Source organism: Actinomadura luteofluorescens (assembly GCF_013409365.1).
In the GTDB taxonomy this organism is placed as follows: Bacteria; Actinomycetota; Actinomycetes; order Streptosporangiales; family Streptosporangiaceae; genus Spirillospora; species Spirillospora luteofluorescens.
Genome location: NZ_JACCBA010000001.1, coordinates 1,967,945 through 1,981,348, shown reverse-complemented (window position 1 = coordinate 1,981,348; position 13,404 = coordinate 1,967,945). Strand labels below are relative to the sequence as shown.

Here is a 13,404-nt window from a genome sequence, read left to right as displayed (position 1 = left end):
CGATGCCTTACGTCCTCCTCGCCCTGGGCCTCCTGTTCGCCCTGACGGCCGCCAACGCCCATGCCCCGCGGCGCAGCCCCGTCCTGCTCGTGGGGAGCTTCTTCGCGGGCTGGCTCACGATCGAACTGGCGCCGCACGTCCTGGTCGCCTGGGCCGCAATCACGGCCCTTGCCGCGGCCTTCGGGGGACTGGACGGCTGGGCGGGCTGGACCGGGCTCGTCCTGGCGGTCCTCGGCATGGCGGGCGTCGCGGCCACCCTCGCGGCGTCCCGCAGGACGGTCGTCACTCTGCGGGACAGCGGCGCTCCCCTCGAACTGGACCCGGAGGGCGCACCGCGCTACCCGCTCGGACACCTGATCGTCCCTCCGCTGTGCCTGGTCCCCCGCGAGGGCGTGCGGGTCGAACGCAACGTCGTGTACCGGCAGGAGGGCCGCCTGCGCCTGAAACTGGACGTCTTCCACCCCGCCGGGGAACGCGCCGAAGGAGAGCTGCGCCCGGGCCTCATGCAGATCCACGGCGGAGCCTGGGTGATCGGCGACAAGCGGGAGCAAGGGCTGCCGCTGCTCAACCACATGGCCGTCCAGGGATGGGTCGGCTTCAACGTCAACTACCGGCTCAGCCCGCGCGCCACCTGGCCGGAGCACCTGATCGACCTGAAGCACTTCGTCGCCTGGTACAAGGAGCACGCAGAGGAGTACGGAGCAGATCCCGACTACCTCTGCGTGACCGGTGGTTCGGCCGGCGGGCACCTCACCGCGATGGTGGCACTGACCGCGAACGTCCCCGAATTCCAGCCGGGCTTCGAGGACGCGGACACCACCGTGCAGGGCGCCGTCCCCTTCTACGGCTTCTACAACTTCTTCGAGCCGGGAACGTTTCCCCGCCCCTTCGGCACCACCCGCCTCATGGAACGGATGGTCGTCAAGCAGCCCTTCGCGGAGAATCAGGAGGCGTACGCCAAGGCGTCCCCGGTCACCTACCTCCGCGAAGACGCGCCGCCCTTCTTCGTCATCCACGGCAGCCGGGACTCGCTCATCCCCGCGGTCGAGGCCCGCCAGTTCGTCGAACGGCTGCGGAAGGTCTCCGACTCGCCCGTGCTCTACGCCGAGATGCAGGGCGCCCAGCACGGATTCGACGTCTTCCCCTCCTACCGGACGGCGCGGGTCATCGAAGGCGTCGAACGGTATCTGACGGGCCTGCACCGCCAGTACCGCCAAGGCCGCGCGCCCGAGGTCCCCGGCGAGGTGACGCGGTCCCTGGGGGAACCATCCGTCGGATAGCGTGGGTCATGTGCGGCTAACACTCTTCTGGGATCGGATGAACCAGCAGTTCGGCGAGCACTATGCCGAGAGCGTGGCCAAGGACTACGTCATGGCCGAACTAGGCGGCCGCACCATCGAGCAGGCCTTCGCCGAGGGCGAATCCGCCAAGAAGGTCTGGCAGGCCGTCGTCGCGACCTTCGACGTCCCCTCGACCTTGCGCTAGGGGGCCGCTAGAGCGGGATGCGGTGCGGGACGAACGACGACGTGTCGTCGGTGATGAGGCCTGACGTCTCCCTGATGCCGATCCCGGCGGCCCCGTCGTGAACCACCCATGCGCCGAGCACGGGGTGCTCGCCGTCGAACTCCGGCAGCGCGCAGAACTCCTGGAAGACGAATCCCTCCGCGCCGTAGTCGCCCTGGGTCCGCTGCTCGGAACCGTCCGGCGTGACGATGCGCATGCTCGCGCCCTCTCGCCCGAGCAGCGGCTTCTGCACATAGGACGTCAGGTTCGACGGCGTGTTCAGGTAGGTGGGCAGCAGATTGGGGTGACCTGGGAACAGCTCCCAGAGCAGGACGAGCAGCGCCTTGTTGGAGAGCACCATCTTCCAGATGGGCTCTATCCACGACGTGGGCGTCCCCGGGATGTTGCGCCCGAACGGCTCGGCGACGATCCACTCCCAGGGGTAGAGCTTGCAGAGCGTCCCGATCTCCCGCTCGTCGAGATCGACGAACCGCCTCCGCTCGGCGTCCCAGCCGATGTCCTCCATGGCGATCGCCACACCCGGCAGGCCCGCCTCCTCCGCGGTCTCCTGCATGTAGGCGATCGTCATGACCTCCTCGCCGGTCTCGTCGCCGGTCGTCCAGGCGAAGTGGACGGGCCCGCCGCCCACGGTGGGCGCCATCTCCTTCCAGCGCGCCACGAACCGCTCGTGGATGGAGTTCCACTGGTCGTCCCCAGGATGGGTCTCCTGGAGCCAGTACCACTGGACGACGGCGCTCTCCACCAGCGCGGTCGGCGTATCGGCGTTGTACTCCAGGAGCTTGGCGGGCCCCTGGCCGTCGTAGCGCAGATCGAACCGCCCGTACAGGTGCGGGTCGCCGCGCCGCCACGATTCCTCGATCAGGGGCGCCACCCAGTCGGGGATGCCGAGGACGTGGTAGCGACCGGTAGACACGACGTGCTCCACCACGTCCAGGCACATCCGGTGCAGTTCCTCGACGACGGCTTCGAGGGCCAGCACCTCGTCCATGTCGAAGACGTAGTGGACCGACTCGTCCCAGTAGGGCCGGGTCAGATGCTCGGGGTGCGCGGTGCGGTGGAAGGCCAGGCCGTGCTCCTCGACCTTCTCGGCCCAGCCCTCGCGCGGTGCGGAACGGACACGGCGCACGGTTCAGCTCCCGCCCTTGCCGCCGCCGCCGAACCCGCCCCGGCTCAGCGTCCGCCCGCCACTCGACTTGATCTTCCCCGAGGGGCGGTACTGGCTGCCGCCGGACACGAAGCCGGACCGGCTCTTCCCGCCGTAGTACCAGAAGTAGCGGTTGTAGGCGTTGTTGGCCCCGTTGTCGATGTCGCCGCTGTTGCAGTTGTTGTCCGGGACGACCTTGTACCCGCTCTTGCCCTTGGCCGGCGCGTTGCGGTCCACGCATCGCGCCGTCGTCGAACCGGAGCCGCAGGCGACGAGGGTCAGTGACAGGGCGCTCACCATCCCCACCTTCACGGCGCGGGAGCTGAGCCGGCGAGTGGGCTCCTGAGGGGGCAAGACAGCACGTCCTTCTCGCGGAGGGGTCGATCGGCGGCCTGGGGCCACAGGTCATGAGACGGTGAGAACCCTAATCTGGTTCGATAACACGCCGCATCATCCTGTACGGACGTTATTCCGGCACAGGAAGGTGCGCGTAGAGGTCCATCGCGTCCACGGACGACGGCAGGTCGCTGACCTGGCCGTCACCGACCTCCACGACGCGCCAGGCGCCGTCCGTGCGGCGGGCCAGATCGGTGGTGATGAACCGGCACCCCAGCGCGCGGACGGCGGGGGCCACCGCGGAAAGGTCCGGATCGAGCTCCACGCCGGGGCTGTCCGGGTGGGGGCCGACCAGCGTGGGTTCGCCGTCCACCCACCACACGCGCGCCTCGCCCTCCCCGTCGTACTGCTCGAACTCCCGCACGACGAGACCGCCGGCCAGATGGTCGTCGCGCAGCGCGACCATCTTCGCCGCGACGTCGTGCAGCCGCGCGAGGTTCTTCACGTCGGGGACGAAGCACGCCTCCTCCCACTCGTGCTTGCACGACTTCACGTAGTCCTTGACCACGCCGGGCCCGCCGCGCAGCGGCCTGACGAGCTCGCCCAGCTCACCGAGGGGGCCGGGATCCTGGCCGGTGCCGAGAGGGCGCCACACGCTGTGCGGGGTGAGCCCGGCGAACGTGTCGTGCCATCCCGGCAGCTCGTGCGCGCGGCGGTAGTCGTCCGGGTGCGTCAGGAGCATCGTTCCGCGCCGCTTCAGGGCGGCGGCCATCGCGCCGTACTCCTCCGCAGAGAGCATCCATCCGCGGTACCAGACGGGGCCGAGGTCGGAGGGCGCCGCGTCGATCGCGTCCTCGACGTCCCCGCGCCGCAGCGCGTCGTGGTCGATCAGGGCGATCTCGCCGTAGTGGTCCCGCACGGCCGCGGCCTCGCGGGCGAAGTGGGGGTCAACGCGCCGGGGATGGAGCGGATCGACGCAGAAGAGGACGGTCAGCGTCATGATTGGAACCCTCCGTCAACCCCGCCAGGTTACGGGGTCGGGACCATCGATCGCACGGAGATTCCGCCGCAAATCGGCATGCGGGACGATGATCGAACGGATGTTCGGTAAGCTGGCCCGGGCCCGCGGCGGCGTCCTCGAACCGCGCCGGGGTCGAAAGTGTCGGTGGCCCGCCGTAACGTCGCCCTCGACATCGCAAGCAGCGGCCGAGAGCCGACACATCTCAACGAGAAGGACATCTCAATGGCAGCGAACGACCGGGAGAAGGCTCTCGAGACCGCACTCGCCCAGATCGAGCGGCAGTTCGGCAAGGGGTCGGTCATGCGGATGGGCGAGGAGGCGCGGGCGCCCGTCGAGGTGATCCCCACCGGCGCGATCTCCCTCGACATCGCCCTCGGCATCGGCGGTTTGCCGCGCGGCCGCGTCGTCGAGGTGTACGGCCCCGAGGGCTCCGGCAAGACCTCCATCGCGCTCCACGCCGTCGCGAGCATCCAGAAGATGGGCGGCATCGCCGCCTTCGTCGACGCCGAGCACGCGCTCGACCCCGAGTACGCCGCCAAGCTCGGCGTCGACATCGACGCCCTGCTGGTCTCCCAGCCCGACACCGGCGAGCAGGCCCTGGAGATCACCGACATGCTGATCCGCTCCGGCGCGATCGACATCGTCGTCATCGACTCCGTCGCCGCGCTGGTGCCGCGCGCCGAGATCGAGGGCGAGATGGGCGACAGCCACGTCGGCCTCCAGGCCCGCCTCATGTCGCAGGCCCTGCGCAAGCTCACCGGGGCGATCAACCAGACCAAGACCACCGCCGTCTTCATCAACCAGCTCCGCGAGAAGGTCGGCGTCATGTTCGGCTCCCCGGAGACCACCACCGGCGGCCGCGCGCTGAAGTTCTACGCCTCCGTCCGCCTCGACGTCCGCCGCATCGAGACGCTCAAGGACGGCACCGAGGCCGTCGGCAACCGCGTCCGCGTCAAGGTCGTCAAGAACAAGATGGCCCCGCCGTTCCGCGTCGCCGACTTCGACCTGCTCTACGGCCTGGGCATCAGCCGCGAGGGCGGCCTGATCGACCTCGGCGTGGAGCACGGCTTCGTCCGCAAGTCCGGCGCCTGGTACACCTACGACGGCGACCAGCTCGGCCAGGGCAAGGAGAACGCCCGCAACTTCCTCAAGGCCAACCCCGACCTGGCCGACGGCATCGAGAAGAAGATCAAGGAGAAGCTCGGCATCGGCCCGAAGGTCGACAAGGAGGCCGAGCCCGCCGCAGCCCCGGGCGCCACGTCCGAGCCGCCCGCCCCCGCCCCGGTCAAGGCCCCCGCCGCGAAGCGCGGCGCCAAGGCGGCCAAGGCGGGTGATTCCTGACAAGGAATCTCCCGAGACGGGTGACTCTTGACGAAGAGTAAGCGATGATCTCGTATGCAGGGCGGCGGCGCCTTACCCGGCACCGCACGACCGGTGCCCGGAACTTCCCCGATGGCGCCGCCGCTCCCACGGCCCCCGCGCCGGCCGGCCCCCCATGACGGCCGCACGCGAGAGCGACCCGGAGGCGAGGGCCCGCGAGATCTGCCTGCGCCTGCTGTCCGCCTCCCCCCGCACGCGGGCCCAGCTGGCAGACGCCCTGCACCGCAAGCAGATCCCCGACGACGTCGCCGAACGCGTCCTGGCCCGCTTCACCGACGTCGGCCTCATCGACGACGAGGCCTTCGCCCAGGCCTGGGTCCAGTCCAGGCACGCCGGACGAGGCCTGGCCAAGCGGGCCCTGGCCGCCGAACTCCGCCGCCGCGGCGTCCCCGCCGAGGCCGTCAACGACGCCGTGGAGACCCTGGACCCGGCCCAGGAGGAGCAGACGGCCCGTGCCCTGGTGGCCCGCAAACTCCCGGCCACCCGAGGCGCCGACCCCGCCAAGCGCATGCGCCGCCTGGTCGGCATGCTCGCCCGCAAGGGCTACTCACCCTCCCTCTCCTACCGAGTGGTCAAGGAAGCCCTGGCCGAAGAAGGCACCGACCCAGAAAACCTCCCCACCCCTCCCGACTAACCCACCCCCACCACCAACACCCCGCCAGCCCCCGAGCCGCCCATGGCCGGCGGCGACACGGCCCCCGGCAGCCTTCGCCGATCAGCCCACGCGCACCCTCTCCCGTCCGCCCCGCCCGCGTTGGCGGCGTGTGGCCGGGCGGGGTGCGACACGCCGGGGATGTCGGGGGTGGGGGTTTGAGGGCGGTTCGGGGGTGTGGGGTGGCGGGGGTGTGATGGTGCAGGTCGGGGTGGGGGGCGGGGGTCAGGGGAGGCGGTAAGGAAGGAGTCACGTCGACGTTCGGTTAGTCCGGAATGCCCGTCGTTTGCTTGCTCATTACCTCTGTGCCGCTTACCGTTACGGCAGTGAGGAGTTACTCCGCGTCTCGCGGATTGCCATACGACCGAGCACGTTCCAGCAGCTGAGAGGCATAAAGGACACGTTCGTCGACCGGATCCGGCCGAGTCGCCGGGGCGCGCCGCTGCGTCGTCCCGCGATGTCGTGCATCCGTGTGCGCGAGTAAATCCTCGCTAGGCAGGGCCCCGTAGTCCGGACGGGCCCGCGGCGAGGAAGGATCTGCCTCATGGAGAGCGTCCTGCTGGGTGCAGCGCTGCTGGTGACCCTGGTCGCTCTCGTGATCGTCCTGGTGCGGCGTCCCGGCACGCCCGGCAGGGCCGCGGCCGAGATGGCCCGGGCGCAGGGCGAGGCGGACGAGATCAGGGCGAAGGCCGCGAAGGACGCGCGGGCCGTCCTGGAGGAGGCCGAGCGCGAGGCGCAGCAGGCCGCCGCCGCGGGACGCGCGGAGCTCGACGAGGAGGGCCGGACCCTGCGGGACGACCTCCGCACCGTCCGGGAGGACCTGGAGCGCCGTGAGGCGCGCCTCGCGGAGCGGGAGCAGCGGCTGGACGCCGAGGTGCGCCGCCTGGAGGAGTGGCAGGGACGGCTCACCGAGACCGGCAAGGCGCTGGAGGCCCGCGGGCAGGAGCTCGACGGCGTCGCCGAGGAGCGGCGCAAGGTCCTGGAGCAGGCGGCCGGGCTGACCGCCGAGCAGGCCAAGGGCGAACTCGTCGCGGCGATGGAGAACCAGGCGAAGCGCGAGTCCATCCCGATCGTGCGGGAGATCGAGAACGCGGCGAAGGCGGAGGGCGACAAGCGCGCCCGCAAGATCGTGACGCTGGCGATCCAGCGGGTCGCCAGCGAGCAGACCGCCGAGTCGGTGGTGTCGGTCCTGCACCTGCCGAGCGACGAGATGAAGGGCCGCATCATCGGCCGCGAGGGCCGCAACATCCGCGCCTTCGAGTCGACCACGGGCGTGAACCTCATCATCGACGACACCCCGGAGGCGGTGCTGCTGAGCTGCTTCGACCCGGTGCGGCGCGAGGTGGGGCGGCTGACGCTGGAGAAGCTCGTCCTGGACGGCCGGATCCACCCCCAGCGGATCGAGGAGATCTACGAGCGCAGCCGCGGCGACGTCGAGCAGCTGTGCGTCCGCGCCGGCGAGGACGCCCTGGTCGAGGTCGGCATCGCCGACATGCACCCGGAGCTGATCGCGCTGCTCGGCCAGCTGCGGTACCGGACGTCCTACGGGCAGAACGTGCTCAAGCACCTGATCGAGTCCGCGCACATCGCCGGCATCATGGCGGGCGAGCTGCGGCTGCCGGTGGAGGTCGCCAAGCGGTGCACGCTGCTGCACGACATCGGCAAGGCGCTCACGCACGAGGTGGAGGGCAGCCACGCGCTGATCGGCGCCGAGATCGCCCGCCGCTACGGCGAGCACGAGGACGTCGTCCACGCGATCGAGGCGCACCACAACGAGGTCGAGGTCCGGACCGTGGAGGCCGTGCTCACCCAGGCCGCCGACGCGGTGAGCGGCAGCCGGCCGGGGGCGCGCCGCGAGTCGCTGGAGGCCTACGTCAAGCGGCTGGAGCGGCTGGAGGAGATCGCCCGCGACCGGCACGAGGGCGTGGAGAAGGTCTTCGCGATGCAGGCGGGCCGCGAGATCCGGGTGATGGTGAAGCCCGACGCGGTCGACGACATCCAGGCCCAGGTGATCGCCCGCGACATCGCCAAGCAGGTCGAGGACGAGCTGACCTATCCCGGCCAGATCCGGGTCACCGTCGTCCGGGAGTCCCGGGCGATCGAGTTCGCCCGCTGACCGGCCGCGACCCGGCAGCCGGGCGGTTTGTTGGGGTTCGGGGGAAATTAAGCGGCCGGTCTGGTGTTCGCAAGCTTCCGCGGTGATGATCAAGTCATTTCCAGGCGGGAGGATCTCGTGAACAGGATCGCCATGATCGGGGGCGGGGCCGTGCTGGCCGCCGCCCTCGCCTTCGCGGGCAGCGCGCAGGCCGCGCCGCAGGCCGCGGGCAAGCGCGCGCACGCGGTGATCGTCGGGCATCGCGGGTCGCCGGGCCAGGCCCCCGAGGAGACGCTCGCGTCCTACCGCGACGGGGTCCGCGACCGGGCGGACGTCCTGGAAGGCGACGTGCAGCTCACGGCGGACAAGCGGATCGTGCTCCTGCACGACGACACGCTCGCCCGGACCACCGACGTGGAGCAGGTCTTCCCCGACCGGGCGCCCTGGAGGGTGGGCCAGTTCACCCTGGACGAGATCAAGCGGCTGGACGCCGGGTCCTGGTTCGACGCCCGGTACGCGGGCCAGCGGGTGCCCACCCTGAAGGAGCTGCTCGCCGTCAGGAGCAGGGACACCGGTCTCAGCCTGGAGCTGAAGGCGCCCGCCAACAGCCCCGGGATCGCCACGCTCCTCGCCGAGGAGCTGAACGCGGCGCGGCTCACCGACGGCGGGACGCTCAGGTCGGGGGCCTACCGGGTGCACGTCCACTCGCGCGACCAGACGGCGCTCCAGGAGTTCCACGCGTCCGCGCCCAAGGTGCAGCTCTCCTACCTGACCGGCGGGAAGATGCTCTCCGACGACGAGCTGGCGGCGCTCGCGGGCTGGACGGTCAGCGTGTACGCGCACCCCAGGGCGACCAGTGCCGACGACGTCAGGCGCGCGCACGCCAAGGGGCTGAAGGTGTTCAGCGACCCGGTGGACAGCCCGGCCGAGGTCTCCATGGGGGCGAACCAGGGCTACGACTGGCTCGCGACGAACTTCCCCGCCACCACGCGGCGGATCCTGGACGGCCGGACGCCCTTCCCCGGCGCGAACGGCGTCGTGATCGACAGCGTCTTCCCCGATCCGAGCGGCGACGACGCCCAGCCGGAGAAGAGCGAGCACGTGGTGCTGCGCAACACGACGTCGAGGCCGGTCGACGTGAGCGGCGGCTACCTGCGCGACCAGGCGAGCAACCTGATGCGGATCGGCTCGGGATACGTCATCCCGCCCGGCAGCCTGCTGCGCGTCTACGTCGGCCCTGGCACGAACCGTCCCGACGCCTACTACAACGGCCTGACGGCCGGCTTCCTGAACAACACCTCAGGCGACACGGTGTCGTTCTTCCAGGCCGACCACACGCTGCTCGACATCTCCTCCTACATCGTCCCCTGATCAGCCGACCTTGAGGTCGACGGGTTCGACGCCGCGGGGCTCGAACCCGAGGGTCTGCCCGTAGAACGCCAGCTCCGCCTCCAGGCAGCGGATGACCGTGTCGGCCTTGCGGAAGCCGTGCGACTCGCCCTCGAAGGTGAGGTAGGCGTACGGCATCTTCTTGTCGGCCAGCGCCTGCGCGAACCGTTCGGACTGGTCCGGCGGCACGATCGGGTCGCTCAGCCCCTGCAGGAGCAGGACGGGGCAGGCCGTCCGGTCGGCGCGGTTGATCGGCGAGCGCTCCTCGTAGGCGCGCTCGAAGCCGGGGAGGGGGCCGATGAGGCCGAACAGGTAGTGGGACTCGAAGTCGTGGGTGCTCTCGGCGAAGCGCTGCAGGTCGCTGATCCCGAAGTAGGACGTGGCGGCCTTGAACACGTCGGTCTGCGTGACCGCCGCGAGCGTCGTCCAGCCCCCGGCCGAGCCGCCGCGGATGGCCAGCCGCGCCGGGTCGGCGATGCCTCCGTCGACGAGGGCGCGGGCGGCGGCGACGGCGTCCTCGACGTCGACCACGCCCCACTGGCGGCGCAGCCGCTCGCGGTAGGCGCGGCCGTAGCCGGCCGACCCGCCGTAGTTGACGTCGATCACGCCGATGCCGCGGCTGGTGAAGTACGCGCGCTCCATGTCGAGCACCGTGGAGACCCGCCCGGTGGGCCCGCCGTGCACGAACACCACGTAGGGCGGCAGCTCGTCGGCCGGACCGGCCGCCTCGGGGTTGGTCGGCGGGAACACGTAGGCGTGGACGGGACGTCCGAACGGCCCCTCCAGGCGCTCGGCGCGCGGCCGGGACAGGTACGCGACGTCGGGCAGCTCGGCCCGCTCCCGCCGCAGCCCCTCGACGCGCCCGGTCGTGGTGTCGACCCGCACCACCGAGGCCGGCAGGTCGGGACTGCCGGCGATCCCCACGATCGTCGAGCCGTCCGTGGACAGCTGCGGCGCCCAGTGCTCGTAGGGGACCTCCAGGTCGACGAGGTCGAGGGTGTCGGTGTCGTAGACGCCGAGCCGCATGTCGCCCTCGCCGTGCAGGACGGCGAGGCGCCCGTCGCCGAGCAGCGCGTACGGCATGCCGCCGAGCTGCCACAGCGGCGCGGCGAACTCCTCCTCGGCCGGGTAGAGCGCCTGCGCGGACTCCCCGTGCAGGCCGACCTGGTAGATGTTCCACCACCCGGGCCAGTCGGAGATCACGTAGAGGGACTCGTCGTCGCGCCACAGCGGCGCCAGCGCCGACTCGGTGAGACCGCCCTTGACCGTGCGGGGGGCGACCACCGCGCCGTCCTCGACCGCCGCGACGCGCACCTCGGTGCCGTCCCAGGGCATGCGGGGGTGGTTCCACTGGACCCATGCCAGGTGCCCTCCGCCGGGGGACGGCACGGGGCCCGCGTAGAACTGCGCGCCCGACACCAGCTCGCGGATCGCGCCGGCGTCACCGGCGGCGCTTCCGTCCAGGGGGACGGCGACGATGGCGCGCCGGATGCCCGTGACGGGCTGCTCCTCCGCGCCCTGCTCACCCTCGGGGACCGCCGGCTCGGCGATGTGGCCCTCGCAGACGCACCAGACCTCCGTCCCGTCCGGGGACAGGACGTAGTCGGCGTACCGCAGCCCCGCGGGGACGGCCGGCTCGGGCGTCAGCGGGTACGGCTTCGGGTCGCCCTCGTCGAGGCGGTGCAGCCGCTGGTCCTCGTAGTTGGAGAACACGACCGACCAGCCCGCGGCGGTGCGGATCGGCAGGTACGACCGCCCGCCGTACTCGTGGACGCGGGTACGCGCGTCCCACGGCGCCTGCAGCAGCTCGGTGCGGTGACCGTCCTTCAGATGGATGACCGTGGCCCGCCCGCCCTCCTCGGGCCGCGTCTCCTGCCACCACACGTCGTCGCCCGCGACGGTGGGGAAGCTGAGGCGCAGCCGGGCGCGGGCGACATCGGCCGCAGAGATGGGTGAAGGCCATGAGCCGTAGGGAAGGGTCGCACGAGCGGTCATAACAGGAATCGTCCCGCATACGGGGATCGGTTGGGGCCATGACGGGCCGTTTGAGGTCGGAAAGATACAAGCTCGTCCCCTGGAAACCCGCCGGTAACACCAGGGTTCCCCCGCCCCGGGGACGGCGAAGGGCGCCGCCGGAACCGGCGGCGCCCTTCGCGGGCGAACGGACCGTCAGACGGTCTGCTGGGTCACCCCGACCCCGGCCACGGGGGCGGGGCCGCCCGAGCCCATGGTCTTGGCCTCGGTCTTGCGGCTGCGGCGGCTGCGGCCCTCCAGCCAGGTGGCCACGCGGCTCAGCGACATGTTGATCGCGATGTAGATGACCGCGACGACGATGCCGGCCTGCAGCACGTTGTTGCTGTAGTTCGCGGGCACCTGCTTGAAGCCGGCCTGCAGGAACTCGCCGTAGGCGATGATGAACCCGAGGGCGGTGTCCTTGAGCAGGACGACGATCTGGCTCACGATCGCCGGCATCATCACCGTGATGGCCTGCGGCAGCAGCACCAGCCGCATGACGCCGTTCTTGCGGAGCCCGATGGAGTAGGCGGCCTCCGACTGCCCCTTCGGGATCGAAAGGACGCCCGCCCGCACCACCTCGGCGAGCACGGAGCCGTTGTACATCGTCAGGCCGAACACGACCGCGGCGAACGCGGGCACCGTGACCGTCCCGGCGTTGATCTCCACCCCGAAGATCGAGAAGAAGTAGTCCACCGAGAAGCGCTGCAGGGTGCCGAACTGCGACTCGGCGATCGCGGGGCTGATCTTGTTGGGGACGAAGAACGCCAGGAAGATCAGGATCAGCAGCGGGATGCCGCGGAAGAACTCGACCACCGCGCCGGCCGGGACGCGGACCCACCAGTGGTCCGACAGCCGGGCCAGCCCGAACACGATGCCGAACAGCAGCGCCAGCACGGTGGCGACGACGGCGGCCTTCAGCGTGTTCATCAGGCCGGGCAGGAGCAGGTGCCTCCAGACCGTCCACTTCAGGAACGGCGTCCAGAGCTTCTCCTCGAACTGGCCCTTGTCGCTGAGGCGCCAGACCAGCGCCGCCAGGACGGCGGCGAACACGATCGACACGACGGCGGTCAGGACCGCGTTGCGCGTCCGGGCACGGGGCCCGGGGATGTCGAAGAGAACGGTCGCTTCCTTGCTCATCGCGCCACCGCCATCCGCTTGGCGAGCCAGCCGAAGAAGTATCCGGTCGGCAGGGTGAGGATCAGGAAGCCGACCGAGACGCCGAGGAAGAGAGGGATGACCCCGTTGGCGAACGTGGGCTTGTCGATGATGGTCTTGGTGACCAGCGCGACCTCGGCGTAGCTCGCGGCCGCCGCCACCGTCGTGTTCTTGATCATCGCGATGAACACGCTGCCCAGCGGGGCGATGATCGCCCGGAACGCCTGCGGCAGGATGATCATGCGGAGCGACTGGGTGAAGGTCAGCCCGATCGAACGGGCCGCCTCGGCCTGGCCCAGCGGGACGGTGTTGATGCCCGAGCGGAGGGTCTCGCAGACGAAGGCCCCGGTGTAGGCCGACAGGCCGAGGACCGCCCACCAGTAGTAGGTCGTCGAGGAGTTCTCGGAGAACTTCAGCGCGAGGATGTCGTTCAGGCCCAGGCTGCACATCAGCAGCACCAGGGTGAGCGGCGTGTTGCGCACGACGTTGACGTAACCCGTGCCGAACGCGCGGAGCACCGGCACCGGCGAGACCCGGAAGCTCGCCAGGAAGGTCCCGATGATCAGGGACAGCACCGCCGCGGCGGCCGCGAGGCGCAGGGTCGCCCAGAACCCTTGGAGGATCTCGTCGAAGTTGTCGAAGAACGGGCTGAAGTCAAACATTGCTCAGCTGTTTCATCACGTTCCAGCGGG

At 70.7% G+C, this 13,404-nt stretch carries 12 protein-coding genes; 6 read left to right on the top strand and 6 right to left on the bottom strand.

The window, feature by feature from the left end; translation table 11 throughout:
• Positions 1-2: 2 nt before the first annotated feature.
• Together BJY14_RS09010 and BJY14_RS09005 are read left to right on the top strand one after the other, a co-directional pair.
• Entirely contained in the window at positions 3-1,280 is a 1,278-nt protein-coding gene (locus tag BJY14_RS09010; protein WP_179843189.1) for an alpha/beta hydrolase, read from the top strand.
• A gap of 10 nt (positions 1,281-1,290) precedes the next feature.
• Positions 1,291-1,485, top strand: a complete 195-nt coding sequence (locus BJY14_RS09005) for a DUF3046 domain-containing protein (protein ID WP_179843188.1) — start codon at positions 1,291-1,293, stop codon at positions 1,483-1,485.
• A gap of 7 nt (positions 1,486-1,492) precedes the next feature.
• Here BJY14_RS09005 and BJY14_RS09000 read toward each other — a convergent pair whose 3' ends face one another.
• The 3 genes from BJY14_RS09000 to BJY14_RS08990 all read right to left on the bottom strand — a co-directional run bounded on the left by BJY14_RS09000 (position 1,493) and on the right by BJY14_RS08990 (position 4,004).
• Positions 1,493-2,650, bottom strand: a complete 1,158-nt coding sequence (locus tag BJY14_RS09000) for a glutathionylspermidine synthase family protein (RefSeq protein WP_179843187.1) — start codon at positions 2,648-2,650, stop codon at positions 1,493-1,495.
• Between the two features lie 3 nt (positions 2,651-2,653).
• Positions 2,654-2,968 carry a hypothetical protein gene (locus tag BJY14_RS08995; RefSeq protein ID WP_179849256.1) on the bottom strand — a complete coding sequence of 105 codons (315 nt, stop codon included), beginning with the start codon at positions 2,966-2,968 and terminating at the stop codon, positions 2,654-2,656.
• A gap of 166 nt (positions 2,969-3,134) precedes the next feature.
• The gene (locus BJY14_RS08990; RefSeq protein WP_179843186.1) at positions 3,135-4,004 is read right to left on the bottom strand and encodes an ATP-grasp domain-containing protein; all 870 of its coding nucleotides are present in this window, start codon (positions 4,002-4,004) and stop codon (positions 3,135-3,137) included.
• Positions 4,005-4,247: 243 nt separating this feature from the next.
• Here BJY14_RS08990 and recA point away from each other — a divergent pair, with 243 nt between their 5' ends.
• From recA to BJY14_RS08970, 4 genes are all read left to right on the top strand, one after another.
• Entirely contained in the window at positions 4,248-5,366 is a 1,119-nt protein-coding gene (gene recA, locus BJY14_RS08985) for a recombinase RecA (RefSeq protein ID WP_179843185.1), read from the top strand.
• Between the two features lie 154 nt (positions 5,367-5,520).
• Positions 5,521-6,039, top strand: a complete 519-nt coding sequence (locus BJY14_RS08980; protein ID WP_179843184.1) for a regulatory protein RecX — start codon at positions 5,521-5,523, stop codon at positions 6,037-6,039.
• Positions 6,040-6,601: 562 nt separating this feature from the next.
• Positions 6,602-8,173, top strand: a complete 1,572-nt coding sequence (gene rny / locus BJY14_RS08975; RefSeq protein ID WP_179843183.1) for a ribonuclease Y — start codon at positions 6,602-6,604, stop codon at positions 8,171-8,173.
• 117 nt (positions 8,174-8,290) lie between these two features.
• Positions 8,291-9,523: a glycerophosphodiester phosphodiesterase family protein gene (locus tag BJY14_RS08970; protein ID WP_179843182.1), complete on the top strand. Its 1,233-nt coding sequence runs from the start codon at positions 8,291-8,293 to the stop codon at positions 9,521-9,523.
• Here the strand turns inward: BJY14_RS08970 and BJY14_RS08965 are convergent, their stop codons facing one another.
• The 3 genes from BJY14_RS08965 to BJY14_RS08955 all read right to left on the bottom strand — a co-directional run bounded on the left by BJY14_RS08965 (position 9,524) and on the right by BJY14_RS08955 (position 13,374).
• Positions 9,524-11,536 (bottom strand): S9 family peptidase, encoded by a 2,013-nt coding sequence (locus BJY14_RS08965; protein ID WP_179843181.1) that lies wholly within the window; start codon positions 11,534-11,536, stop codon positions 9,524-9,526.
• Positions 11,537-11,710: 174 nt separating this feature from the next.
• Positions 11,711-12,694 (bottom strand): amino acid ABC transporter permease, encoded by a 984-nt coding sequence (locus BJY14_RS08960; RefSeq protein WP_179843180.1) that lies wholly within the window; start codon positions 12,692-12,694, stop codon positions 11,711-11,713.
• Positions 12,691-13,374 carry an amino acid ABC transporter permease gene (locus BJY14_RS08955; protein ID WP_179843179.1) on the bottom strand — a complete coding sequence of 228 codons (684 nt, stop codon included), beginning with the start codon at positions 13,372-13,374 and terminating at the stop codon, positions 12,691-12,693. The genes BJY14_RS08960 and BJY14_RS08955 overlap by 4 nt, the downstream gene beginning before the upstream one ends.
• Positions 13,375-13,404 lie beyond the last annotated feature (30 nt).